Consider the following 25,827-nt stretch of genomic DNA (forward strand, 5'->3'; position numbering starts at 1 on the left):
TTATTTGTGCATGGTTCAGCTTTAAGTGTCGGTTTGAAACACCTATTTGCAAATATAATAAAATATTTTTAGTTTTACAAAAATTCAGCTTTGGTTTTTAAGAATTTGTGTTTGCGGTGGGGGTTAGAGGGGGTGCCGGGGGCTAGGTTCTCTAGAAATTCTAGTTCTCCTAGATTTTCTAGGATTTCTAGGAGAACTAGATTTTTTAGGAAAAATACAGCCTTTGGGCTTTCTATCCCTCGAAATGGCGGGCTATGCTGTCCATAAACGGGGTAAGCTCGCGGGTGTAGGACACGTTGTGCCAATCGCGGGCGGTGAGGGAATAAGCCACGATAAGGCGGCGTTTGGCGCGCGACATGGCAACGTAGAACTTGCGGGCGTCTTCTTCGTTCTGCTTTTCGGTGGTGTTGCGCTTGTTCGGATAGCGTTCGGAAGCGGCATCGAAGACGATGACATTGTCGAATTCGAGTCCCTTTGCCTTGTGTATGGTGGTAACGTAGACACGTTCGTCAAGGCTCTTGCTGTTGCAGAAGTCGCTCTCTTTCATCGTACTGATTTCCGGCATATAGCGGTTAATCTGCTCGATAAGTGCGTTGGGTATGCTTTCGTCGGTAAGCAAGTCGAGTTCCAAGTAGCGCAGAAAGTAGGACAGGCGGTCTATTTCGCCGATTAATCCCTGCGCAATCAGCTCGTTGTAGGTGTTCTTTACTTCTTCGACGAGGGCTTTTTCGCTGCCCGCTTTCAGTTCGTAGCAATGCGAAAGTGCCGCATTGAAGAGCGGTGCATAGGCTGCACGGAAGCGTTGAACGTAGGGAGCAACCTGCCGGTGTGCCATAAAGGCGGCTTGCAGGGGCTGTTGCCGGGCGGCTTTGTGGGCGCAGAGACGTACGAGCGAGATGGTTGCGGCAACGTCGTCGATGGCTTGATGCGAGTTGATGCCTTCGAGGTGGAAGTGCTCTAAAAGCGTTTCCAACTTGTAAGACGGCAGTCCCGGTGCCAGCAGACGTATGAGCTTGAGCGAATCGAAGCACGGGTTGGTGTGGCTTTTCATGCTGTCGGCAGGCGTGTATCGGCGCATATTGTAGTCCAAGATGTTGCTGTCGTAGGCAACGTTGTGCCCCAAGAGAGCCGCATCGCCCACGTATTGCCAAAACCGTTGCAGGGCTTCGGCAGGCGAAAGCAGCTGTCCGCTGTGCATCTTCTCGTGGTAAATGGCGTACATCGGGTTGTCTTTTTCGCCGAGTTTGGGCAGAATGGGCTTATCGGTGCGTATGTAAAGGTCGAGCGGCTGCCCCACAATTTCGCCCTTGTGCAGGCGTACGGCGGCTATTTCGATGATGTCGTCGGCAAACACGTTCAGTCCCGTGGTCTCCGTATCGAACACTACGATGTCGCCATCGTTGTAGTTTTGCAGGAAATCGGCGGTGTAGTTGCTGTGTTCATACAGCAGGAAGTCGGTCGGCGATAGCGACAATTGGCGCAGTTTGTGGACAAATCGGCGGGCAAGACCTTTGGAATCGAACACTTTCAGCCCTTTCAGCAGGAGCGACCACGCAAGTGTATTCTGCTCGTTGTGCAACACGGCGATGTGGGAGATAAGCGTTTTCATGGCAGGCGTGTCGAAAAGGTCGCGCCCCGACACCTTCAGGTGGTTCACGCCGTGGCGTTCCAAGGCTTTGCTCACCCTGTCGGCATCGGCATTGGCGTTTACAATGACTGCCGTTGTTGCCGTTGCATCTTGCCGGAGCAGGCGTGCCGATGTTGCCGCTACAGCGTCGGTTTCGTCTTCCACCGTATTGCTTGTCAGCACCACGAGGTCGCCCGGTCGGGCTTTGGCATCGTTGTCGGTGAGCGGCAGCAGCTCGCGGTCGATGTGCAGCCGGTGTTCGGCATAGTCGTTGAACACGTCCAAGAGGTATTTTGGCGAGCGATGGTTTTGCAGCAGGTGGTGAATGTTGCCTTTGCAGCGTGTTTTCAGCAGACTCAGCATTTCTATTTTTGCACCCATAAACGAGAAAATGGCTTGCTGTTCGTCGCCGAGATACATCACCGTAGGGTCGTCGTCAGTCGCCAGCAGGTCGATGATGGCGAGCTGAATAGTGTTCAAATCCTGCACCTCGTCTACCTGAATCCATTTGTATTTGCGCTGTGTGGCACCTTCCCTATATATATTATAGGTGTAGAGCAGAAGGTCCTCGAAGTCCAACATAGCGTGTTCCGCCTTGTATTGGGCAAAGCGTTTGGCGTAGTACATCTTGGTAACGAGTGCCCGAATGCTTTCTGCCATCTGCCGGTTGATGTACGGCGAGTCGGCTTCGTCGGCATATTGCATTGCGTTGTTGTATATTTCCAGCACCGTTTGCTCGTTGTAGGGTTTGCCCTGCGAGTGGCAGATGTGTTTGATGGCTTCGCGATCGCTGTCGGTAAGGCATTCCGGGTGAAGGAAATACTTCCATTCGTGGCGATGCTCCATTTGGAACATGAGGTGCGAAAAGAGTATTATTTGCTTGTATTCCTGCTGCCGTTTGTAGTTGTTCATTACGGTGTCTTCGCTCTCTTGCCTGTATTCGGCAATGATGCTGATGGCTTCTTCGTCGTCGATGATGGACGTGTCGGCAGATACTTTCCCCTCTTCAAACAAGAATTTGGAACAGAAATGGTGCACGTTTCCTACTTGCAGACTGCTCGTGTCGTCGTCTTTCATCACCGTGCGAATGCGGTTCAGCATTTCGCGTGCGGCACGATTGGTGAACGTAAGGCACAGCATGTCAGCGTATTCCACTCCCTGCTGCCGTGCGTGGCGTATGCGTTGGGCAAGAATATACGTCTTTCCGCACCCCGGCGATGCCAAAACGAGGTGGTGTCCGTGCTGTGCGTTTACTACTTTTTGCTGACTTTCGTCGAGCAAGTCGTATGTTTCCATTTCTTTCATAGCTTGCTTATGGGTTATGCAGACAAAAGTACGAAAAAGAAAAGAGATAGCCGAACAATGGCAAGAAAAAGTGTTGAGGAGGTGTGTTTCGCCGTGCGAAGGTGCAGGCAAAGGGTTCCTGCGTTCTTGGAGGTGCCCCATGGGGTATAGAAACCCTAGGAATTCTAGGTAATCTAGGAGAACTAGGAAAACTAGATATACTAGAAAACCTAGGAAAACTAGAAAGTCTAGAAGCTCTAGAAATACTAAAAACCTAGGAAAACTAAAAATTCTAGGAGCTCTATAGCTTCTATATAATCTATGAAAACTAAGAACCCTAAAAAATCCAAGCAAAGCAACAGCCCCTTCCAAAGCCCCTTTCCGAACCTACCCCGCCCTATCTCTACGAGCGAAAAAAAAGCGATGACCCCTCTCAGGCAACCGCTTCAAATCTTCAATAGGTATTAGTGAATTTAAGGTAAAAAAGATTGTTTTCAGGATAACGCAAGCAAAGGTATGTATAAATATCTGTAGCACCAAATCTTTTTGCTGCTTTTTTCTCGCTTTTTTAATTGTGCACGATAACGGATAGGGGCTATCGGCAAGTGAAAAATAAATAAATGCGGGCATTCAACTTGCATTCGGGCGGTCTCGAACAAGCCGGGTTGTACACCTGAACCGACATTTTCGGTATCTCCGCATTATGCTACAACCATTATAAGCCGGCTTTACGTCTTTCGGATATTTCAGGGTAGCGACGCTGCCCTTGCCAAGTTGCAAGATGGTATGCCACCTCCCACCCTACTCCGCAGCGCAAAAAAAAATACATAATATTTGATAATATAAAATAAAAGTGTTATATTTGCAAACATATTATAAGAAACACTATTTATATATAAAGGAAAGACCTAATTCATCACAAAATGCCCGAGCCTTCGATACGGCGTTGCTCCAAAAGAGTTTCAACAGGGAGGTTACTATTAACAAATGAAACCAAATCTACTAAAGAACAGTTATGCAGCAATTGTTGCACTGTTCGTTGCAGTGTTTGCCTTGCCCACGACGGCACAGGCAGAGAAGTATTTCTTAGAGATTGCAGGTAAGCAGGTGGACCACTCAAACCGAAAAGACCTTACCGTGATTAAAGGGGTAACCGGAAAAGCAAGTTACGACACGGAAACAAAGACCCTGACACTCGAGAATGCTACCATCAAATCGACCATCACAGCCGTTGCTACCGACATAGATGGTTTGACTATCAACCTTATCGGTACCAACACGTTCATCTCTGAAAAGAAAAAAGGACTCTTCATAAGGCAACAAGGAAACGTTACCATCACCGGTACGGGAAAACTCATCGTGCAGGGTTCTACAACAGCAAAATATCCTGCTGACAGAACTGCCATACAAAACATGGGCATTATCAACGTCAGCGGCTGTACGGTGGAAGCCACGGGAGGTGCCATGGGTATCACGGACGGTACATGGAACTTCGACCGCTGCAACATGCGCATAAAGGGTGGCGGCGATGCAAACAACCCTAACATCGGCAGTATATGTATGATGAAAGAGAAAGCACCGCAGTTCAACGGCTGCGAAATTACCGAACCGGCAGGCACGGAATGGAAAGAACTGAAGGTGGACGGCAAGACTGTGTTCTCGCTTTTCGGTGCTGACCGGAAGGTAGTTACCGACTGGGTTACCATCAAGCCGCAGAACGCAACCGAATATCCTATCAAGATTGCAGGCACAACCATCTCGTCTGACAACTGCGACAACCTCTCGGTAATTCCCGGCGTAACAGGTATAGCAAAGTACGACCCATTGGAAAAAGTTCTCTTCCTCGAAGATGCAACCCTGACAACCGACAAAGCACCTGCCATTCTCTCTGATATAGAGGGTCTTAAGATTGATATTAAGGGCACAAGCAACCTTACGTCGGGCAAATATCCTACTATCCGATTTGAAAAACCGGCCACCATCACCGGCGGAGGCACCATCAGCCTCGAGAGCACGGACAGCTGTGGCATTCGCCTCGTGAAGACAACACTCATCATCGAAGGCTGTACGGTGAACGCAAAGGGCAAGGAAAACGGTATCGCAGGTACTGACGGAAAGGGCGAAAGGCTCACCATCAACAACGCAACCGTAACTGCTGAAGGCAAAGAAAAAGGCTCTGTAGCACAGATAGCAAAACTTACACTCGACGGCAGCGTCATTACCGCACCAATGGGAGCGAAGTTCGACAAGCAGAAAAAAGCCATCGTGCTCGACGGCAATGTAGTTACGGAAAAGGTAACCATCGTTCCCGGAACGCTCTTCAGCTTCACCATAGCCGGCGCAGAGGTACATTCTGCCAACTGCAAGGACCTCACGGTAATACCGGGTGTAAAGGGTAAGGTTGCTTACGACAACGGTACAAGAACCCTCACACTCGAAAACGCAAGTATTGAAACCACGAAAGAAGAATACAACGGCATCGCCAACACCTTGGACGGACTCAATATCGTACTCGTAGGCAACAACACCATCACAGCCGAAAAGGGCTTCGGACTGTCTAACTACGAGATTGCGCAATTACGTTCAAAGGCAACGGCAAGCTGGTTATAAAGGGTTCAACCAACGCAACCGACGCTAACCTACGCATAGGTATCATCAACATGGGTAGCGCAACCGTGAAAGACTGCGAACTCGAAGTAAGCGCAGGCGTCTACGGCATCGGAAACGGAGAATGGACTTTCGACAACTGTAAGGTACGCGCGAAGGGCAACGGAAGCAGTCAGGACGAAAACGCAGGCAGCATCTGCTGGCTGAAGAAACGCCCCGTATTTGTGAACTGCAAGATTGTAGAGCCGGAAAACACCAACTGGAAGGACGCAGAAGTGGAAGGCAAGACCTACTTCACGCTCATAGGGGCAGACGGCAAAGCCGTAACCGACTGGGTAACCATCGGCAAGGGGCAGCCTACCGGCATCAACACAGCCACAACAACAGCCGTAGCCGCAGAAGGCATCTACACACTCAGCGGCGTCCGCATGTCAGGCGAACTGAACAAGTTGCCAAAAGGCATCTACATCGTAAACGGAAAGAAAATCGTGAAACAATAAAAATGAGGTTGCAGGCACGTCGCGATGGCGTTCCTGTCTTCCTTGGATAATAAGTTAATACTGAATCTCACGTTGGGAGTGTGGTTTTTATCACGCTCCCATTTCTCGTTTCCGCACCTCGACACCGCCCCAACCGCAAATCTGCCAAACCACCACAGCGGCTTTCCTCATACCCTAACAGCACCTCGACAAACCACCAAACCACGCACAAACAGCCTTCGCACACCTACAAACCATCGCCCCCGACCCTTGCACAATGCCCTTTCCCACGTTTAAACCATCGCCCCCTACCCTCGCACAATGCCCTTTCGCACACTGAAATCACCCAAAAATACCGCGAAAAAACCTTACAATAATTCTTTCGCCGCAAAACTCGTAACAATCTGATTATCAATACCTACGCTTTAACACCCTCAAACCTGCGCTTTTGCATTCCAAAACCGTAGGTTTTGCAACGCAAAAGCGGCTGTTTCGCATCGCAAAACAGCCGCTTTGGGAAAACCAACGAAAAACCTTCGGATTTCTGTAAACATATTTCACCGCTGCCGACAAAGCGAAACGGTGCGTGCCAATAGCAGTTTCGGCATTCCGCTGCTACGTTGGAAACAGCAAAAAATCATGCCCCCGCGTTCTCGCTCGGCAGATTTCGGCGCACACGGACACGCTTTATATCTAACCGCATAGGGTGCGGAATGTGCTGCTGATGGTGCAACAGCAGGTATCGCTCGGCAACGGGGCGCACCCGAATGTTCTTTCGCGCACGTATCTTCTCCAACGTTCCCGACGGATTGTGTGGCGGAACAACATTCAGCACCGCACAAACCCGATTTACAATGCTGCGGAAACTGAGCGGCACACCACGCTCGTCGAGCAGCAAACCCGACTCCCAAACAAGGTGCGACAACTCTACAAGGTCGGTTTTCGTGCTCGCCCACTGCAGTCCCTCGGCGGGTTGGCGGTTCAACAACTCGGAAAAATCGGCAACAATCATCGCCTTAATCCTGTCTACATCTTCGCGCGACCAGTGGCGGTCGGCAACTTGCGTCTTTGTAAATAGCGTCATAATGCTTAATAAATAGTTTAGTGGAAGCGGAGCAAACGCATCAAGCGTTCCTCCGCTCGCCTGAAAAATAATTAAGGTTAAGTAGGTGTTCAAAATTAAACGTATCTATATTGCTTTTATCTTTTATGCTTTCACTTTGCCATCGTCTTCACGTCGCTTTTCCGTCAGTCTGTCGCCTTTCATCAGTCGTGTAGCCCGCTACACTCCTTCTTCAAGACGGCAGACTGACCGGGAAATAGCCGTAAATACAATGTCAATTAATTATGAACACCTACTTTATAAGCAAATCGCACACGAAACATTCGCCAAGTAAACCGGAACGCAACGGCACGACTGCAACAAAAAACTGAAAAAACAAGCCCGACGACACGCGTTCTGCTCGTTTCGGGGGCAAAGATACAAACCCGATGTGCAGTATATGTGCAATTGCAGAAAAATATTCGTTAAATATAACTAACACCATTGCACTGCCACCGCAGAAAGTTGCCACCACGGAAGACGAAAAAACGAAAAGCGAACGGCACATTTCCTGTTTTCAAAAAAAGTTCGTACATTTGCAAATACAAACGTTTTCGCCCCGTCAAATAGGCAAAGCCAAATTCATTTGAACATTGCCGTGGCGAGAAAACGCACTTTTTTTGAGAAACAAAAAAATAAGTTTAACAATTTTATCAAACTAAAATTATGAAAGTAATAAACACAAGCAAGGCACCCAAAGCCATTGGCCCATACAGCCAAGCCATCGAAGCAAACGGACTCGTGATAACCTCCGGACAGCTGCCCATCGACCCGGCAACGGGCGAATTTGCACCCGGCGGCATCAAAGAACAGACACGTCAGTCGCTCACCAACGCAAAAGCAATTCTCGAAGAAGCAGGCATCAGCCTTGCCAACGTAATGAAAACCACCGTTTTCCTTTCGGATATGAACGACTTCGCAGCCATGAACGAGGTGTACGCAGAGTTCTTCAACGAACCATTCCCGGCACGCTCTGCCATCGCAGTGAAGACTTTGCCAAAGAATGCACTCGTAGAAGTGGAGTGCATCGCAGCAAAATAAGCTGACGAACAGCAAGGAAAGAAAAAGATAAAACCCCGAAGGCAGGTTCTAAAAACTACACGTCGGAGCAGCCCAATCTGCAAAAACGGTTTTTAGAACCTACCTTTTAATTGATATTAAGAACAAAAAACAAACCCTTTCACCGACTTTAAAGCCCGCCTTTTATGGCATTAAGAAAGAAAAATAAACCCTTGCACGGTTTTTAAAACCTGCTTTTTAATTGATATAAAGAATGGAAAATAAACCCTCTCACAATTCGAATACTCCGCTTTCACTCGTTGTTGAACTGCGACAAAAAGTAAAAAACAAAGCCTTTTGGATACACACAGGCTGTCTGCTCTTCCTTTTATTATACGCCCTCAAGCCCATAATCGGTTCGTCCGATACATACCGGTGGGCTGTATCGGTTTTAGAAATAATGGCTTTGCCGTATTATTGGCTTCCATAATCGCCGGATTTAAGCGAAAACTACAATTACGGCAGCGTTCTATAGCCTCTCGAAAAACAGCATATCCCTATCTCTTTATTTCCATTTTAGGTATAATTATAAGCTACATATACCAATCAACGCCATTGCCGTTTTGGATATTTATGCTCGTTTTGAACCTACTTTGCATTTTTCTTAAAAAGCCCATAAACCATAAATAGCCCCCAAAATCATAGGTATTCTAAAATACCTATGATACCTAAAACCCCTACGCCACCTATCTCCACCGCCACAAACACCCTACCGGCCCCCAACCCTATGATACCTAAAACCCCTACGACACCTACCTCCACCGCCAACAACACCTCGCCAGCCCCCAATCCTAGAGCCCCTAGAATCCCTAGGACACCTATTCCCCCCCGCCCCACACACCTCGCCGCCCCCAACTGCGACAAAAAGGGAGGGTCGCAACGACCTTTTGTTAAAATCATCATTGCCCCAAAAGAAAATATCCCTTACATTGAAAGCGCAAACTTATCAGTTCAATTAGAGTATCATTTTCTTAATCATTATAATAGATTATATAGGAACGGATAACTGTCTGATACTCAAAACTCCCCACCATCGACCACCGACAAATAAGTAACTTACCGCCGACAAATAAGGAAACGACTGCCGACAAATAAGTAATCTTGCTGCGACAAATATGTAACTCTGCGCCATCGTCGCACGACAGAAAGGGAGAATAGCTACGACAGAAAGGGAATTTTTCACTTTTTTGACGCCGAAAGTTGCCTTTTTTACCATCGAAAACTGCCCTTTTTGTTTCTAAACCGCCCCTCCCCCACCCTTTATATATGTAATCTCGCACTGCAAAACCGCCCGAAACGCTTTACATTTGAAATATTGCAACACACTGAAAACGTGATAGATACACATTAATAAGCACATATAGCGACAAAAAAGGAACAATATTTAGAACCATAAAAAACGGCATTTGCCGACAAAAAGGGAAGAAAGCGCATACACGTGCCGAATTCCTGATGCCGTTAAAGCGTGCTTCCTCGCATCGTCCATCGTTTTTGCGCTGCTCATACTTAACCGGGCAAGCGCGCAACCCTTCCCCCTTCCCAATTTTATTTGAGCATTGCCATGGCAAGAGAATGCACCTTTCGAGGAACGAGAAAAGAACGGAAAAAAGCCAATAAAAACGTAAATATTTTTCGTAACAATATCTATCGCCTAACCATCTCATCGTCAGCGCATTACAATACCTATTGTTTTGCGTTGCAAAAGCGGCTGTTTTGCACGGTAAAACCGTAGGTTTTACATCGCAAAACCTACGGTTTCGCAACGCCAAAGCGATTATATCACTTTTTAACAGAATTATCTTTACAATATTAAACCGAAAAACGCTCACTGTTTCATTGACGAACTTGCTTAAAAACATCTGCGCGATAGCCTGTTTAATCTGCTCTCTTATGCCGAACTCACGCAATATTTACAGCCTCTTTCCCTCCCCTCCTCACCCCCAAACCGCCTGCATCTGTGGGCGTCCTTCGATATTTACAGCCTCTTTCCCTCCCTCTCCTCCCCCCAAAACCGCCTGCATCTGTGGCCGTCCTTCACTGCCTGCGGCGTTCTTCCCACCCCTACCCCGTTCTATTTGCGTAGATTTCCTTTCGCATCGATGGCGCGTAAAATTCCCTTTTGCGCCGCCGCTCTTTCGTGTTAGAAGTGAAACCGCCCCACCCCTGCATTGCTGTCGCATCGTTCGCACCTTGTACGTTGCGTGTATTCAGGCGGATAAGAGCGTACTTGCTTGCGCCCCTCCTACCCACGTTGCATACTTCCGGGTGCTTATCAACGCACGGAACACGTTGGTTTACACCTCAATAACGCCGGCAAAACCCCAAGAATTGCCATCTTAAAATCATCGTTTCCCACCTTCAAAATTCTGCTTTTCCACCCTCAAATTCCCTTCATTCCACTCTCAAAATCCTATTTTTTCACCCCAAAATCCCCTCCATTTCACCCTCAAAATCCTACTTTTTTACCCCAAATTTTCCTCTATTCCATTCTCAAAATCCTATTTTTCCACCCTTAAAATCCCGCTCTTTCGCTCTCGTTTTCCTTCCATTTCCGCCTCTCTGCCGCCGCCCGACTTCCCCACCCTACAACCCTTGAAATGCGTTTCGGTTTTCTCTCCCAATTTGTCGCACATATATCGAAAAAGAACACTTCCCTTTTTGTCGCACCATACCGTTGCTCTCATTTCCGACAATCTTACTTATTTGTCGCCCATAACTGTCCGCCGAACCCCCACAAAACGCTCTCCTACCCGGCAAAAACATCTTTTCCCCACCCTTAAAGCCTATTTTTGCTGCGACATATTAGTAACAAATATCAGCGAAAAATACGCTAATGCAGAATATTCAATCCACTACAACACAGACAAATAAAGGAAAATGCTGCATTAAAACTTAAAGGATTTACAAAACTTTTCACTTTTTTGTCGCCGTTCCCCTTTAACACACCCCTTATCTACTATGTATATCAGCTACTTACGTTGCCTTTTACATATCCGAAATATATATTCCCATTTTGTCGTACCTATGCTTTCGCCGATATTTCTTCCCTTTTTGTCGCATAAAACCTGCTCGATAGCATCGCAGCGACAAATTTTCTACATTTCTTTTTCTTGGTTCTTATCGTTTTTTGCATTCTCCCCCACCCTGCTCTCGCAACCGTTTACAATATTTTTCACTTTTTTGTTGCCCATCGAAGCCGCTTTTATCACAGCAAAATATCTTCCGTATTTGTCGCACATAATTTTGAGTTTTCTATTTCGCTCGTATTTTTCAAGCGACGAAAATCGGAAATTTACTCTCCGGAATTTTCTGTTTTACAAATCGAAACTTCAATTTGCGCTTATTGCCGGCAATACCACGCTGCGACCAAAAAAGTGTTTCCGAATTTCTATCGTCGGCAGTTGCGAATTTCAAACCGGCGAGCAAAACTTGCTTTATCGCATTCGATACACCCACAAACTTGTTTCTGAAGATGCAGGCAATTTCCATTACGGACATAAGGAGCGCAATCAATCGAGTTTTCGGTATAGCCTTGCGTGCGTTCGTCATGCTGCTGCGTGCAAACCATATAATGTAAGGGCGTGCATCGTTGCATACCTTAAACAGAATAAAAATGCAATTTTGCGAAATGGCAGACAATATGCCGAAGAAGTAATAAATATGTATTTTAAACATCGCTTGCGTTGTTTATTAATCCATTCGGTTTTGCTTGCAAATATCATAATGATGCGTCGCAATAATATTAATAATGTGCGTTCGGCAAAGGAAGGCAGGTTAAGCAGTCTATATGGCAGATGTTTTCTAACCAAGACGTCCGATGAACCGGTGCGCATTTTTCCGTTTAACTTTCTAACGACAATTCCATGAGAAAGCGGCAATTGTATTTTCGCATTGCGAAACCAGCTGTTTTGCAGCGCAAGACCGTATTTGTTTAAGCATAAAAATAAAAGTAAAGTAATATAAATATATAAAAACAAAGAAATAAAAAGAATAAAAATAAGAGTTTTAATAAAAATATATACCGACATGTTATTTAGTTGTTTGTAAATATAAATATATAAAAATAAAGAAATAAAATAATAAAGAAATAAAAGAAGATTGTTATTTTAATATTCCTGTTTATAAAAACTTAAAAAACATTTTTGCTATTTAAATGTTTTGTCGTATATTTGTATTTGCAGATTTATTTAGAAGATTATGTTTTTATATAAATATATCTTTAAAAGTCTGCGGTGTTACGTTTGTAGCGAAGTAAATGCTGAGGTGTGCGAAGAGAAATGTTGTAATGTGTTACTATATAGAATATAAAGTAAATATATAAAAATATAAACGTATTCTTTTCTCCACTCTTCCTGCTCTTTGTCTTTCGCGCAAAGCGTTCTTTGAATAACTGTTTTAATATATTCTTGTTTATTTCTATAAATATATAAAAATAGATTTAAGTTTTTATTCTAACAAGTAAAAAGAGATTATAGCTATTTCTTTGAATACGTTTTTATGAAAGAATATAGATAAAAAGATATTGTAAAACATAAAAATAGAAACGTTTATATAAGTATAAAAGTAAAGAAAGAATAATATTTAAAAGTAGTAATGTAAAGATGTAAAACCATAAATATATAAAAATATGAAGATAAAGACATTTAAAATAGCGAGCCGTCGGGTTGCAATACTTGGCTGGTCGGTGGGTTTGGGCATCGCTTTGATGGTGTTGAAGTTTTTCGAGAACTTCGGCGAAAAGGTAGATGTGTCTGCCGTAGATGTGTTTAAGGTGGTAGACGGTGCAACGAATGTGTCGCCGATAGTAGGTGCGATAGGTTTGGGAATAGCACTTTGTCAAGTGGTAGCGTGGGAACAGCTTCGCCATGCTTTGCTGAAAGCCGATAAGTTTTGGTTGCAATTGGCGCAAATAGTGGTGATGGTGCTGACGCTTTTGGGCGCGGCGGTGGCTGTAATGCCTTCCGGAGCCACTCTGACAGCATCGGGTGCGATGTTGCAGACGGGGTTTGGCGCGTTCCAAGCTGCCCTGCCATTCTACAATAACTTTGCGATTGGCATTGCAAATTTGCTCTTGGGTGCAGGTTTGGCAATGAAATTTGCCGGTAAGGTGCGCCTTTACGGAGTTGCACTCTTGGTTTTGCCGGTGCTTTCGTTGTTGGCAGGCGAATTTTACACCTATTTATATACGAGCGTTGGCGGCTTGACGTTGCAGACGTTGGAAACCTATCGCACCATGATGCTTGTATTTCAGTTTGCCGTTCAGGCAGGATTGTTGGTGTTGCTGCGCCGCACGATGAGTGGAGTAGGGGAGGGCGATGCCGAAGTCAGCGAAGCATAAAGCGCATGAATGTAGCGATTTTGTGTGTTTAAAATCGGGCGGAACTTATCCGATACATGTTTAAAAGCAATTCCCCAAATAGGCAAACATGCAGCGATGCGCATTTAAAGGCAGCCAAAAAGTTAAGCAAATATGCAGCGATACACATTTAAAAGCAGCCGAATTGTTAAGCAAACATGCATCGCAATACATTTAAATGCAGTACGGAAAGCGAAAGAAAGATGCGATATTTCGCATTTATAAGCAGGCAAAAGGCAAAATAAGAGTGTATTGATGCGCATCTGATTGCAAACAAAAAGATAAATACAATATTACCGATATACGTTTAAAGGTAAATAAAAAGATAGAAAAATAATTTTAAATATAAATATATAGAATATTGATAACAATGCTTTTACAGCGTGTTTATTTATAAATAGATTTAAAGAAATAAATATATAAAAATATGTTCAAGTTGTTAATTGCCCATTTTGACGTTCGTCCCGTAGAGCAAAAGCTGCTCACGGTGCTGGAGTTTATATTTGGTTTCAGTCTTGTGGGCTTGTTTCTTGCCGTGTTAAATCAGAGTGGCGAGAAGCTCACTGCGGGCAGCGTGTTGGTTTCCGATAGCGTTTCCATTGTGTGCGAGTCGCTGGTTTGCCTGTCGTTGGTAGGTTTGTTGGCAATTTTGCGTTGCGCTTTGTGTAGGGTAAGGCAGGTAGGCGATGTTGCAAATCGTGTGCGTTTCCTGACGGTTGCCATCGTTTCAGGCATCGTTTACGTAGTTGCGGGCAAGTTCTCGCTGTTCTATTACGGTACGGAAGAGTTTCCTTTTCTCCTCGACTTGGTAGTTACGATAGCGAGAGTCATTTTTTTATTGTATAGCGTGTATGTGTTTTCGTGGATTCATTCCCACGCCGTACGACAATTGAAACGCTATACCAACCGTGCAACCGTGGCAATTTTGGCAGCAATATTCTTTGCTTTCGTCGCCGTGTTCATTGCATTTATCGACCTGCCTGTCGCTGTTATGGGTGCATTTTGGGCAATTTCGCTTGTTGCTCTCTGCTGTTGTTTCGTGCTGTTGAGCCGCATGCTGAAGTTCGATGGCGGCGCACGCTCATCGCGACTGTCAGTGTATGAAGTCGAAAGGGTGTGTACAAAACGTTCCATGCTGCAGGACAGTTTTCCGCCAACAGACGAAAATGTGTAACATGCAGATTGATAATGCGTTCCGCTTGGGGCACAATCGGTTGCACCGTAAGGCAGAAACGCATGACGAACGAGGCGCAAGTTCTTTTTAAAAATGGAAATATAATAATATAAATATAAAAAGGTATGAAAAATATTAAGGTAGTATTTGCCAATCAGAAAGGTGGAGTAGGGAAGAGCACGCTGTGCATGCTCTTTGCCAATTATTTAAGTTGGAAGGGCAAGCCCGTGTGCATTATCGACACCGACTTGCAGAAAACCATTCTGATGCAGCGACAAAAAGATGTACAGATTTACGACGAAGAAGAGCCATACGTTGTCCAGAGCTTCGACGTAAGCGAGCCGGAGCTGATGCAACAGCTCATGGATTCGGCATCGCAAGTAGAAGGTTACGTGCTGTTCGACTCGCCGGGTAACGTCAGCGAAGACGGTTTGGTGCCCCTTTTCACCAATGCCGACTACATCGTTTGCCCATACGAGTACGAGGACAAGACGCTCGACTCCACCGGAGTCTTCGTCCAAGTGGTGAATGCGCTCAAGGAAGTGAACCCCGACATGCACGCACAGATATTCTTTGTGCCCAACCGCATCGACCCCCGCATCGGTACGTCCGACGAGCAGCGTATGTGGAGCGACACCAACGACATATTCTCGCAGATTGGCAAGGTTACGCCGATGGTGAACAGTCGCGCCACGCTGAAACGCATCAACACCTTCGAACTGCTGGGCACGCAGCGCGAGGCAGTGAAGGGCGCATTCGAATATATGATACGCCGAATGAAATAAGGCATCGCCCCGCCGCTTTCGTCCGCCGGTTGTTGCGCTGCGGATATATAAAAAATTGTAAGTCAGCGTATTACATAGCTGCGTAGGCGAATAGGGTAGGGCACGATAGTCTGCCGAAACAAACGAAACAAAAATAAAAACGACATATATTATGGCAAAGAAAAAGACAAGAGTAATCATGCCCGGCGGCATTTCCGGGTTAGTAAACAAGGTGCAGGGCATAGAGAAACCTGTTATTGCGACTCCTGCAGAAACAGAGACGGAGGAGCCGACAGCCCCTGCGCCCACCCCCGCGCCCGAACCGGTGCACACCGAACCCGTCGTGAAAACCAACCCAACGCCGAATACCGACGAGAAAGACCGTTCGGCACCGGCAGCCAAGAAGTTGCCCAAAGCCGAAGGAAAAGAGCTTGCCCGCGAATACACGCTTGCGCAAGGCGGCACCGACGACAGCTGGCAAATGTTCCTCGACCTCGCCAAAGAGTATAAGTTGCGCGACTCCAAGCTCGCCACGGTGTATATCGACTCCGACCTGAAGAGCGTGCTTGACCGTCTGAAGTCAGCCAACAGCATCAAGATGCCATCAACGGCACTGCTCAGTTCCATCGTTGCCCGCTTCGTGTTCGACCACGAGAAGAACATCAAGGAAGCCATCTACGGCGATAGTTTGCTTTAACCCCAAGGCTGCAGGTTGCGTTTTTTCTTTTTAGAACCCCCCGGGAGTGGTAGAAATTTCGGGGGGTCTAAGTTGCCTTTTGCCTTTGGAAAGGGGGGTATAGAGTTTATAGGGGCTCTAGTTTTCCTAGGGATTCTAGTTATCCTAGGGGTTTCTGCGGTTTTAGGGGAGTTTCTGGGGGTTCTAGTTTTCCTAGGGATTCTAGGTTATCCTAGGGGCTTTTGTGGTTTTAGGGAGGCTTCTAGAGCCTCTAGTTTTCCTAGGGATTCTAGGTTATCCTAGGGGTTCTATGTGGTGGTTAATGGGCGCGCGCCTTTTGGCGTGCAGTTTTTGGAGAACGCAAAAAGCCGGCTTAGAACGCAACAAAGCCTGATAAAAGCCCGCAAAAGGATAGATTAAAACTGGCAAAAAGCCGGCTAAAAGCCCGCAAAGGATAGATTAAAGCTGGCAAAAAAGCCTGATAAAAGCCCACAAAGGATAGATTAAAGCTGGCAAAAAGCCGGCTTAGAACGCGAAAATAGATAGATAAAAGCCCGCAAAAAAAGCCGGATTACCTCACGGTTGTCCGGCTTTCTAACCTTTTTCTATTGCTTCTCTTTCTATAAATCGCTTACGAAAAGAGATAAATAACTATTATCCAATATATTTCTATGATACTTTTATTTTTTCATTCCGGTGTATGCTTTGTTCATTCCTTTCACTACTTCCGACGTAATGTTGCAAGCGTCGTCGGCATAAAGAATGTTGTCGCCGCTCTTTGCAAGTATCATTACATACTTCTTGTCTTTGTTAAAGCTCTTCAAGTAGTTGTGCACACTGTCGGAAAGTGCCTTGTTATAGTTGGCAACTTCCTTCTGATACTCTGCTCCCAAACGCTGTTGCAAGGCTTCGGCATCGGCAGCTTGCTTCTGAATACCTGCCTGAATTTGCTGTGCCTGTGCCTGTGTGTACTTGTTGGTCTGAATGTTTCGCTGGAAGTTGGCTGCTGCCTGCTGCAACGTCTGCTGTTTTCCTGCGAGCGTCTTCTGTATGTTCTTTTCCTTTGCTTCAAGGATTTTAGCCACCTCTTTCCAATAAGTGTACTGCGTCATTATGGAATCAATCTCCACGTATGCTATCTGTTGCGCGCCTGCTGTTGCGGTTGCTGTGGCAGGTTTTGCAGTTTCCTTGGTGTCATTGGCTTTTGGCTGATTGTTGCAAGACATTATTCCGAATGTCATTGCTGCGACAGCCAACGCACTTAAAGTCTTTTTCATCTTTATATTTGTTTTATTAATATCGTTGTTTCTTAGTATGCCTTGTTGGCAGCACGTGCCTCTCTGTCTTGGTCGATAACGCAATGTATTCCCTTTTTGCGCAGGTACTTGCTGTCGTGAATATGCTGCGACCGGAAGCTTGCGCCCTTCTTCAGAAACACTCTTACGGAAAGCAACACCATTGCAATAGCAATTATTAACACACTCAGCAGTAAAGTTTCAACCATTTTGCTTATCTTTGCATCTATATTTTTGGCAAAGGTAACACAAATCAAGAATATACCAAAAGAAATACTATAAAAAATGACAAACATGGAATTAAAACCTGCTCGCGTATTCGAGCATTTTGCGAAAATCAACCAAATTCCTCGCCCGTCGAAGCACGAGGAAAAGATGATTGAATACCTTGTTGAGTTCGGCAAGAAACGCAACTTGGAAACGAAAGTAGACAAAACGGGCAACGTGCTTATTACGAAACCTGCAACCAAGGGTATGGAAAACGCACCCACCGTGATACTGCAAAGCCACATCGACATGGTGTGCGACAAGCTCGTTGATTTGGATTTCGACTTCCACACCGATGCCATTCAGACCTATATCGATGGCGAATGGCTCAAGGCAAAGGGCACTACGCTGGGTGCCGACGACGGCATCGGCGTGGCTTACGAACTTGCAATACTCGACTCGGACGATATTGAGCACGGCAAAATAGAATGCCTTTTCACCGTAGACGAAGAGACCGGACTGACCGGTGCTTTCGGTTTGGAACCGGGCTGGCTTACAGGCGACTACCTTATTAATATCGATTCCGAAGACGAAGGGCAGATTTTCGTGAGCTGTGCAGGCGGTATTGCCACCGACAGCGTGTTCAAATTCGAGCGCGAAGACGCTCCTGCGGGCTACTTCTTCATGGAAGCAAGCGTTAAAGGACTTATTGGCGGACACTCCGGCGACGACATTAACAAGAAACGTGCGAACGCCATCAAGCTGCTCGGACGCTTCCTTTACATGCAGCAAAGCAAAATGGACGTGCGCCTTGCAGAGTGGAATTCGGGTAAATTAGATAATGCGATACCGCGCGACGGTAAGGTTGTTTTCGCCGTGCCGTCGGCAAACAAGGAAGACGTCATGGCAGACTGGAACGTCTTTACAAAAGGCGTCGAGGAAGAATACCACGTGTCCGACCCTAACCCGGTATGGGGAATGGAGAGCACAGAGGCTCGTCCGGTGGTCGAAAAGGAAGTAGGTCGCCGCCTTATAATGGCTGTTCAGGCAGTAGACAACGGTCCTTTAACCAACTGTCAGGACGAAGCCATCGCCTATATGGTAGAAACTTCGAGCAACATAGCCGTAGTGAAGACCGAAGAAAATGCCATCACGGTTATCGCTTCGCAGCGTTCCAACGTGCCGAGTGCGCTCACCAATATGGCAAACACCATCAAGGCGTGCTTCGAAATGGCAGGTGCAGAAATTTGCCAACACGACGCATACCCCGGCTGGAAGATGAACCCGAACTCTAAACTCGTGGAAGTTGCCGTAGAGGAATACAAGAAACTCTTCGACAAAGAACCACAGGTGCTCGGCATTCACGCAGGTTTGGAATGCGGACTCATATCAGAAAAATATCCCAATGTAGACATGATGAGCGTTGGTCCTACCCTTCGCTTCGTTCATACCCCCGACGAGCGTTTGCTTATCCCTACCGTACAAATGGTTTGGGACCACTTGCTCGCCGTCTTGAAAAATATAAAATAAAGGCACTCACTTCTAAAGAAACACACAGAAACGCGCCCGTTCTGCTCGCTCCGAGCAGGCGGGCGTTTGCTATATAATAATGTGAACCCGGCATAAGCGAGCAGGTTGAACAAGCAATCTCGCAGTTGCTTTTAAGCAATTCCGCTGCCGGCATAACGAGCGTTTTTCGGTTCAAAATTGTAAAGATAATTCTGTTAAAAAGTGATATAATCGCTTTGGCGTTGCGAAACCGTAGGTTTAACGATGCAAAACCTACGGTTTTACCGTGCAAAACCTACGGTTTAAGAACGCCAAACAATAGGTATTGTAATGCGCTGACGCATAGATAGTTATGCAATAGCTATTCTTGCGAAAAATGTTTACGTTTTTTCGGCTTCTTTTCGTGTATGAACAACGTGCGTTCGGCGAAAGAAAGCTGCCCCCACAATAGCCGTGTTACAGCACTTTTCTTAAATCTTCGATGTATTTGGCTTGTTGTTTCCTCAAGTGCATCTTTACAAATGGAAGCAGAAACCACTTCTTTTGAAATCAAAAAATATAACATTGTGTTTGGCAGTATGGAGGAAATGTCGTATATTTGCAGCGTAGACGAAAGCGTGAGAAAAGCATTGCCGATGCGGCAACAACCTCAGCGATTTTATGGCAACGTATATATAATAATGTAATAGAAGCGTGAGCATTGCTCTCGACAGCCATTTCAACAATATTACGACAACGTTGCCATATAATAATGTGGTGGAATTTGACTGTTTAGAAGGCTTACCGTTTCGCTGTGAAGAGAAAATATAAGACAAAACAATTATTTATAACCCAAAACACCCATACCTCCGAAGGTGTTCCTCTCAATAGGAAGAGGTTAAGGGGAGGCGCACAAAAACAATGAGACAAAACAATTTTTTTGCGACTATGGCAGGCAAAACGCTTGTGTTCGCAGCAGTAGTGATGATGGGTATCGGCTTTACGGCATGTTCGAGCGACAATAACGATGACCCCCAAAAAGAACAGAAAGACCCAAAAGAAGACGAACCCAAGCAGGAAACATTCACAAACACCGTAAACTTCGACGGCAAAGAAGTGAAGATAGCCGTTGCCGAACTCGCAAACGTAAAAGATAACATCTACTGGCTCACCTTAGGAGTGGAAGACGGCTCCGATGTAGCACAAATCGTGGTCAGCTTTATTCCCGACATTCATAACATGGGTAACGAGATAGACCTTTCTCAACAGAACGACGAGGGCAACATGAGCAACAGCTGGTCTATCATGGGACTGAACAAAGAACAGATTATCTTCTGCGGTCAGGAAGCCACCGACATTGCTTATAAGTTCAAGAGCGGCAAGATGAAACTTAAGTTGGATATGGCAACCCGAGAAACCGAACTGACTATAACAGATGCCGTAATCGAGACTTCGCACGAAAAAGGCTTCGGCGATGGCAACGAACACCGTTTCAGCATCAGCTATAAAGGTACGGCAAAAGAGCAGGCTGTTCAGATGTAACAACCTGTTTGGCAAGCATTCGCTGCAAAAACAAAGCGACAAAAATAATAGAAATAAAATATAAAATAAGTAGGTGTTCATAATTAATTGACATTGTATTTACGGCTATTTTCCGGTCAGTCTGCCGTCTTGAAGAAGGAGTGTAGCGGGCTACACGACTGATGAAAGGCGACAGAATGACGAAAAAGAGACGTGAAGACGATGGCAAAGTGAAAGCATAAAAGATAAAAGCAATATAGATACGTTTAATTTTGAACACCTACTTAAAAGCGCAACCTTTTATCGGGTTGCGCTTTTATAGTGTGTGAGTAGGAACTGTATTGTCAGATGGTTGTATCATGTGTACCATATTTCGCCTCCTATAAAGTTGTTGTACAATGTTTCTTCGTCTTTACGATTGTTGTTTTCTACATTTTCATCGTTCCTACGTTCGTCCTTTTCTACTTTGTAACTCTTGTACCATTCTGAATAACCCCGGCTTTTCATAATAATCTCCTTTCTTTTTTATACAGTTATTAAATCACCACAAATATACTACTTTTATCTCAAAATAGCAAGTGTAGTTAGCAAAATGGGCACGTTTATTAATGTTTTTTATACAATAAGTCAGATAAATTGGTATTTTCTTTACAATTGTTCTTTTATTATTACAAAATATGAACGAAGTTGTTGAAGCTCCGAAAACTACCCGATAAAGGAAAAAATGCTTTTTTTGAATATTTTTTGTATTATCTCTTTGTAATTCAATTATTATTTTTACCTTTGCAGTATCGAATGGTTCGCGAAAGCGATTAATAGGGAATTGGGTGCGAATCCCAAACAGTCCGGCTGCTGTGTGTTGCCTCCTTAGACACAAACAGATGCCACTGAGTGTACAAAAGCTCGGGAAGGTGTTTGTGATCAGGCAACGAGTCAGAAGACCTGCCATTACGAACGACTTCAAATGTAGCCTCTTGGGATAGGCGAAGAAGCAACGACAAGCATGTACGACAAACAGAAGCAAACCGCTAAGGCTGCGTGAGTATGCCTCGCAAGCGTGTAATATGTTCCCCGGAAATGGTGGGAAGGCTCTGTTGTATGCTTAAACGGAGAACGCTGAATATCTAAACCGAAAAACGTTGCACGTTGGTTAGGAATGTATTGAGCGTTTATCTTGAAAAGCGTTGTACATTTAAAAAACTGAAAAAATTGAGGTTCCAATACTTATGAGGGTACGGACAGCTCTGCGGAGCATGTTTGAAACCAATGCGAGTGGAAATCTACTCTGCGCTGTTTAGTATCTCGTTGAAGTGTAACTATTAAGAGAAAACGTCATCGCACATAGTTATTGATTGTTGCAGAGAACGTTTTCGTTCAGCCAAATGAGCATTGCCAAATTTATTTGAACATTGCCATGGCGAGAAAACGCACTTTTCGAGGAACGAGAAAAGAACCGTTTTTCGCAGCACCTTCAGATGGGTTCGTAACATCGCACATAGTTACCGATTGTTGCAGAGAACCATTCGGTTGGGAGCAAGTCGTTGCCGGTAACAAGCGAAATTAATTAGGTTGTGAAATGAAAATAATCAGATTGTGAAATCAAGTTAATCAAATTGTGAAATTAAGTTAATCAAAATGTGAAATGAGAATAATTGGGATAAGAGATGAAATGAATTAGGTTATGATAGGTTAATTAATAAAGAATGATACTGTTACTTTTCTAAGTACAGTTATATGAGTTTATATTTTCGTATTTTATAGTTGCTTTGATAGCAACAGAAGTTTTAGAAAAGAAACAAGGTATTGTTGTGAAATAATACAATTCTTTAATTCCTCTAAACAGCAAAAAGCCGTATGTCGAGATGACACCCGGCTTTTTTTATTTCGTTTTTTTTGAAAATAATTGCTCATTTTGTTCGTATATACAAGAAATTAATGTATTTTTGTAGGGTGTTTGTGCCAATATGGCGAATACCGGTAAAAACTTTAGAGGAATTTTACCGCATGTTCAGGGGCAAGCCCATGGTTGCATAGAGGAATAAAAATGAATGTAGAGAAAATATTTACTAACATAATAACTAACGCATTATGACTTTTTTAATGATTGTTGAGCTGCTTGTGGTGCTCATCGCCCTTTGGATTGGCGCGCGCTACGGCTCGTTGGCACTTGGTGCTATTTCCGGTATCGGCTTGGCCATTCTTGTTTTCGGGTTCCAACTTAAGCCCGGCGAACCGCCTACCGACGTTATCTACATCATCATAGCTGCCGTAACGTGTGCCGGAATATTGCAGGCTTCGGGCGGAATGGACTGGATGATACAGATTGCAGAAAGGTTATTGCGCAAGCACCCCGACCGTATTACCATTCTTGCGCCGCTCACCACTTTCTTCCTTACCATTCTTGTGGGAACGGGGCACGTTGTCTACACGCTCATGCCCATTATCTGCGACATTGCATTAAAGAAGGGCATACGTCCCGAACGTCCTTGCGGCATTGCCAGTATCGCATCGCAAATCGGTATAACGTGTTCGCCTATCGCTGCCGCCGTGGTAGCCTTCGCGGCTATTTCAGCCGACAACGGTTTCCAAGTGTCCAACATTCAGATTATCATGGTTTCCATTCCGGCTTGTCTTATCGGTATCTTGGCTGCCGTGGGGTATAGTTGGAGGCGCGGATTAGACCTTGACAAAGACCCTGCATTCCAAGCAAAACTGAAAGACCCGAAGCAGCGCGAGTACATCTATGGCTCTACTGCGACCACCCTCGATAAAGAGATTTCGAAGGAAAGCAAGCGCGCCGTTTACATCTTTATGGGTGCATTGGCGATTATCGTGGCAATTTCGCTCACCGGTATGTTCGGTCTGAACGTATTGCCCGAATACAGCAACGTGAAGGCGGCGCACCATGCGACATCTTTGAACGTAACACCTACAACGCGCGATACGGTTTGCGTGCGTTCGTTTGTGGCGGTAAACGGCAAGAAAATGTTTCTCGAGGACTCCAAAGCCGAAGAAGCTGCTTTGGCAAAGGGTATGACTATCGAACACCAATCGGACACGTTAAGGGTGAAAGCCGACCCCAAGACGGTGAACATCAATGTTAAGAAGCTCGTAAGAAGCAGCATCGTGGTAGACGGCGTAACCGAAAAAGGCAAAGCACCGCTGACGATGAACATCGTTATACAGATAATAATGCTTGTGGCGTGTGCCCTGATGATAATATTCTGCAAGGCGAAACCAAAGGCAGCCATTGCCGGACCGGTATGGCAAAACGGTATGGTGGCAGTGGTAGCCATTTACGGTATTGCGTGGATGAGCAACACTTACTTCGACAACTACCAAACGGAGATGCAACTGTTGCTGGGCGAAATCGTGCACCAATATCCGTGGTCTATCGCCATTGCCTTCTTTGCCGTGTCCGTACTCATCAACTCTCAGGGTGCGGTAGTGGTCAGCATGTTGCCTCTGGCTTACGCGCTCGGCATTCCGGGCTGGATTCTTCTTGGCGTCATGCCGTCGGTTTATGGTTATTTCTTCATTCCGAACTATCCGTCAGATATTGCCACCGTGAACTTCGACCGTTCGGGAACGACCGTCATCGGCAAGTATTTGCTGAACCACTCGTTTATGATACCGGGGCTTATCCACGTTATTGTGGCAACCATTGCAGGCTTTGCCATCAGCTACGTTTACCACTTTTGGCTCGGAATGTACTGATATAATCTCGGAATGTACTGATAAATAAGGTGTATTGCCGTATGTCAGGATTTGTCGGACGGAAATAATTAAACCCCAAAATAAAAGAAGGCGCAAACACGATGAGCAGTGCTTGCGCCTTCTTTATGTATATCTGTGCATGCACACGGCATTCACGTGCGCTGCGGAACGGTTCTTTTCTCGTTCCTCGAAAAGTGCATTTTCTCGCCATGGCAATACCCAAATAAATTTGGCATTGCTCATTCGGCTGAACGAAAACGTTCTTTTTAAAGTTCGAACTTATAACCGAGTGTAATTTGGAATACCGAGTTTTTGTAGTCTCTGTTCTTGAACACCTTTGTCAGACCCCAGTTGTAGCGCGCATCTATCTGCAAGTTAGACACTTCGTAAGAAATACCTACAGGGATAGAAAAGTCGAAAGACTCTATTTCAGGGTCCATGGTTGCCCTTCTGATAACCTTTCTTTCCGTAGTCTTCTCGGTTATTTCGCTGTTCACTTTAAAGCCCGGCTGAACGCCCAACTTCACTGCCAAGCCATTTGCCACATAGACGTTAGCCATGATAGGAACGTTAATGTAGTCCAACTTTGTGGTTTTTGAATGCTCTTTATTTCCGGTTGTCCATTCTCTCTTTACACCCTGCATGGAGTAGATACCGCCAATCGACAACGAGAAGATGTCGGAAGCCTGATATTCCAACTCCAAACCTGCTGCCAGACCAATGCGCGCCTTTGCGTTGTCGTAGTCCGTAAGGGTTGCAATGTTCATACCAACCTTGGGTTGCAAGTTGATTGAACCCACTGCGTGCTGTGCATAAGCACCCACAGAAGCAAGCATAATAGCTGCTGTTAAGATGATTTTCTTCATTTTTCCTTTTATTTTATGAGTTAAGTAGGTGTTCAAAATTAAACGTATCTATATTGCTTTTATCTTTTATGCTTTCACTTTGCCATCGTCTTCACGTCTCTTTTCCGTCATTCTGTTGCCTTTCATCAGTCGTGTAGCCCGCTACACTCCTTCTTCAAGACGGCAGACTGACCGGGAAATAGCCGTAAATACAATGTCAATTAATTATGAGCACCTACTTATAAATTAACTGAACACGATGCAAATGTACGATATTTTTTCTTTTATCATCAAATGTTTTCATTGAAAGAAGGGTAAAAATAGTAAAAAATAATAAAGAGTAAATCGGTCGATTTCTTAATTATAACGTGCGTTCGGTGTAAGAATTGCGCCGGTATATTATTCATAAAATACTTCAAGAAAGAACCGATTATAATGTAATATGCCTACAATAAAAAAGCGGTGAAACTATCCCATTACATTCTTTTACAGTTTTTGACTTGCATATTTAAGGAATAATGTTTACCTTTGCACCAACTTATGAAATGGTAAAATAAAAAGAGTGTACCACGAGGAATTAAATAACTTAGAGGAATACCACTTATATTTATATAACAAAGGTATAG

22 protein-coding genes and 1 riboswitch are annotated in these 25,827 nt (G+C 45.1%); of the genes, 12 read left to right on the forward strand and 10 right to left on the reverse strand.

The features are described 5' to 3' along the window. Window positions 1-232: 232 nt before the first annotated feature. Window positions 233-2,932: a 3'-5' exonuclease gene (locus JCM15124_RS04235; RefSeq protein WP_024998431.1), complete on the reverse strand. Its 2,700-nt coding sequence runs from the start codon at window positions 2,930-2,932 to the stop codon at window positions 233-235. A gap of 966 nt (window positions 2,933-3,898) precedes the next feature. Here JCM15124_RS04235 and JCM15124_RS13225 point away from each other — a divergent pair. Further along, on the forward strand, window positions 3,899-5,521 hold the full coding sequence (locus JCM15124_RS13225; protein ID WP_051527354.1) for a hypothetical protein: 1,623 nt from the start codon (window positions 3,899-3,901) through the stop codon (window positions 5,519-5,521). Window positions 5,522-5,571: 50 nt separating this feature from the next. Then, a complete protein-coding gene (locus JCM15124_RS14530) occupies window positions 5,572-6,018 on the forward strand; it encodes a hypothetical protein (RefSeq protein ID WP_051527355.1) in 447 nt (148 codons plus the stop codon). Window positions 6,019-6,634: 616 nt separating this feature from the next. Here the strand turns inward: JCM15124_RS14530 and JCM15124_RS04255 are convergent. Beyond that, a complete protein-coding gene (locus JCM15124_RS04255) occupies window positions 6,635-7,081 on the reverse strand; it encodes a hypothetical protein (RefSeq protein ID WP_024998432.1) in 447 nt (148 codons plus the stop codon). An 85-nt stretch (window positions 7,082-7,166) separates the two neighbouring features. Here JCM15124_RS04255 and JCM15124_RS15775 point away from each other — a divergent pair, with 85 nt between their 5' ends. Together JCM15124_RS15775 and JCM15124_RS04265 are read left to right on the forward strand one after the other, a co-directional pair. Further along, window positions 7,167-7,394, forward strand: coding sequence for a hypothetical protein (locus JCM15124_RS15775; protein WP_156930649.1), 228 nt, complete (start codon window positions 7,167-7,169; stop codon window positions 7,392-7,394). A 371-nt stretch (window positions 7,395-7,765) separates the two neighbouring features. Next, window positions 7,766-8,140 carry a RidA family protein gene (locus JCM15124_RS04265; RefSeq protein WP_014708736.1) on the forward strand — a complete coding sequence of 125 codons (375 nt, stop codon included), beginning with the start codon at window positions 7,766-7,768 and terminating at the stop codon, window positions 8,138-8,140. A gap of 1,952 nt (window positions 8,141-10,092) precedes the next feature. Here JCM15124_RS04265 and JCM15124_RS15780 read toward each other — a convergent pair. The 3 genes from JCM15124_RS15780 to JCM15124_RS04295 form a co-directional block, all read right to left on the reverse strand. Further along, window positions 10,093-10,338 carry a hypothetical protein gene (locus JCM15124_RS15780; protein ID WP_024998436.1) on the reverse strand — a complete coding sequence of 82 codons (246 nt, stop codon included), beginning with the start codon at window positions 10,336-10,338 and terminating at the stop codon, window positions 10,093-10,095. A gap of 318 nt (window positions 10,339-10,656) precedes the next feature. Continuing rightward, on the reverse strand, window positions 10,657-10,842 hold the full coding sequence (locus JCM15124_RS15785) for a hypothetical protein (protein WP_024998437.1): 186 nt from the start codon (window positions 10,840-10,842) through the stop codon (window positions 10,657-10,659). Window positions 10,843-11,428: 586 nt separating this feature from the next. Continuing rightward, complete coding sequence (locus tag JCM15124_RS04295; RefSeq protein ID WP_024998438.1) at window positions 11,429-11,833, reverse strand: hypothetical protein; 405 nt, start codon at window positions 11,831-11,833, stop codon at window positions 11,429-11,431. Window positions 11,834-12,785: 952 nt separating this feature from the next. Here JCM15124_RS04295 and JCM15124_RS04300 point away from each other — a divergent pair. The 4 genes from JCM15124_RS04300 to JCM15124_RS04315 all read left to right on the forward strand — a co-directional run bounded on the left by JCM15124_RS04300 (window position 12,786) and on the right by JCM15124_RS04315 (window position 16,149). Beyond that, the gene (locus tag JCM15124_RS04300) at window positions 12,786-13,496 is read left to right on the forward strand and encodes a hypothetical protein (RefSeq protein ID WP_024998439.1); all 711 of its coding nucleotides are present in this window, start codon (window positions 12,786-12,788) and stop codon (window positions 13,494-13,496) included. A gap of 445 nt (window positions 13,497-13,941) precedes the next feature. Beyond that, window positions 13,942-14,688 (forward strand): hypothetical protein, encoded by a 747-nt coding sequence (locus JCM15124_RS04305; RefSeq protein ID WP_024998440.1) that lies wholly within the window; start codon window positions 13,942-13,944, stop codon window positions 14,686-14,688. A 125-nt stretch (window positions 14,689-14,813) separates the two neighbouring features. Beyond that, window positions 14,814-15,473 carry a ParA family protein gene (locus tag JCM15124_RS04310; protein WP_024998441.1) on the forward strand — a complete coding sequence of 220 codons (660 nt, stop codon included), beginning with the start codon at window positions 14,814-14,816 and terminating at the stop codon, window positions 15,471-15,473. A gap of 151 nt (window positions 15,474-15,624) precedes the next feature. Next, window positions 15,625-16,149, forward strand: a complete 525-nt coding sequence (locus JCM15124_RS04315) for a hypothetical protein (protein WP_024998442.1) — start codon at window positions 15,625-15,627, stop codon at window positions 16,147-16,149. Window positions 16,150-16,808: 659 nt separating this feature from the next. Here the strand turns inward: JCM15124_RS04315 and JCM15124_RS04325 are convergent. Both JCM15124_RS04325 and JCM15124_RS04330 read right to left on the reverse strand, forming a co-directional pair. Further along, on the reverse strand, window positions 16,809-17,405 hold the full coding sequence (locus JCM15124_RS04325; RefSeq protein ID WP_024998444.1) for an OmpH/Skp family outer membrane protein: 597 nt from the start codon (window positions 17,403-17,405) through the stop codon (window positions 16,809-16,811). Between the two features lie 32 nt (window positions 17,406-17,437). Next, a complete protein-coding gene (locus JCM15124_RS04330) occupies window positions 17,438-17,632 on the reverse strand; it encodes a hypothetical protein (RefSeq protein ID WP_024998445.1) in 195 nt (64 codons plus the stop codon). A 76-nt stretch (window positions 17,633-17,708) separates the two neighbouring features. Here JCM15124_RS04330 and JCM15124_RS04335 point away from each other — a divergent pair, with 76 nt between their 5' ends. Next, a complete protein-coding gene (locus JCM15124_RS04335) occupies window positions 17,709-19,160 on the forward strand; it encodes an aminoacyl-histidine dipeptidase (protein ID WP_024998446.1) in 1,452 nt (483 codons plus the stop codon). Window positions 19,161-20,039: 879 nt separating this feature from the next. Continuing rightward, a complete protein-coding gene (locus JCM15124_RS04345) occupies window positions 20,040-20,660 on the forward strand; it encodes a hypothetical protein (protein ID WP_156930651.1) in 621 nt (206 codons plus the stop codon). Here the strand turns inward: JCM15124_RS04345 and JCM15124_RS15790 are convergent. After that, window positions 20,617-20,919 (reverse strand): hypothetical protein, encoded by a 303-nt coding sequence (locus JCM15124_RS15790; protein ID WP_156930653.1) that lies wholly within the window; start codon window positions 20,917-20,919, stop codon window positions 20,617-20,619. The two genes, JCM15124_RS04345 and JCM15124_RS15790, sit on opposite strands and share 44 nt — an antisense overlap. Before the next feature lie 77 nt (window positions 20,920-20,996). Beyond that, the gene (locus tag JCM15124_RS15795) at window positions 20,997-21,146 is read right to left on the reverse strand and encodes a hypothetical protein (RefSeq protein WP_156930655.1); all 150 of its coding nucleotides are present in this window, start codon (window positions 21,144-21,146) and stop codon (window positions 20,997-20,999) included. A gap of 272 nt (window positions 21,147-21,418) precedes the next feature. After that, window positions 21,419-21,603: riboswitch (cobalamin riboswitch) on the forward strand. Window positions 21,604-22,727: 1,124 nt separating this feature from the next. Between JCM15124_RS15795 and JCM15124_RS04360 the strand changes: the two genes are divergently transcribed. Next, a complete protein-coding gene (locus JCM15124_RS04360; RefSeq protein WP_024998449.1) occupies window positions 22,728-24,356 on the forward strand; it encodes an anaerobic C4-dicarboxylate transporter in 1,629 nt (542 codons plus the stop codon). Window positions 24,357-24,622: 266 nt separating this feature from the next. Here JCM15124_RS04360 and JCM15124_RS04370 read toward each other — a convergent pair whose 3' ends face one another. Further along, window positions 24,623-25,222 carry a porin family protein gene (locus tag JCM15124_RS04370; protein WP_024998450.1) on the reverse strand — a complete coding sequence of 200 codons (600 nt, stop codon included), beginning with the start codon at window positions 25,220-25,222 and terminating at the stop codon, window positions 24,623-24,625. Window positions 25,223-25,250: 28 nt separating this feature from the next. Here JCM15124_RS04370 and JCM15124_RS15800 point away from each other — a divergent pair, with 28 nt between their 5' ends. Continuing rightward, on the forward strand, window positions 25,251-25,451 hold the full coding sequence (locus JCM15124_RS15800) for a hypothetical protein (protein WP_156930657.1): 201 nt from the start codon (window positions 25,251-25,253) through the stop codon (window positions 25,449-25,451). Window positions 25,452-25,827 lie beyond the last annotated feature (376 nt).

It is taken from the genome of Prevotella falsenii DSM 22864 = JCM 15124, assembly GCF_000613945.1.
In the GTDB taxonomy this organism is placed as follows: domain Bacteria; phylum Bacteroidota; class Bacteroidia; order Bacteroidales; family Bacteroidaceae; genus Prevotella; species Prevotella falsenii.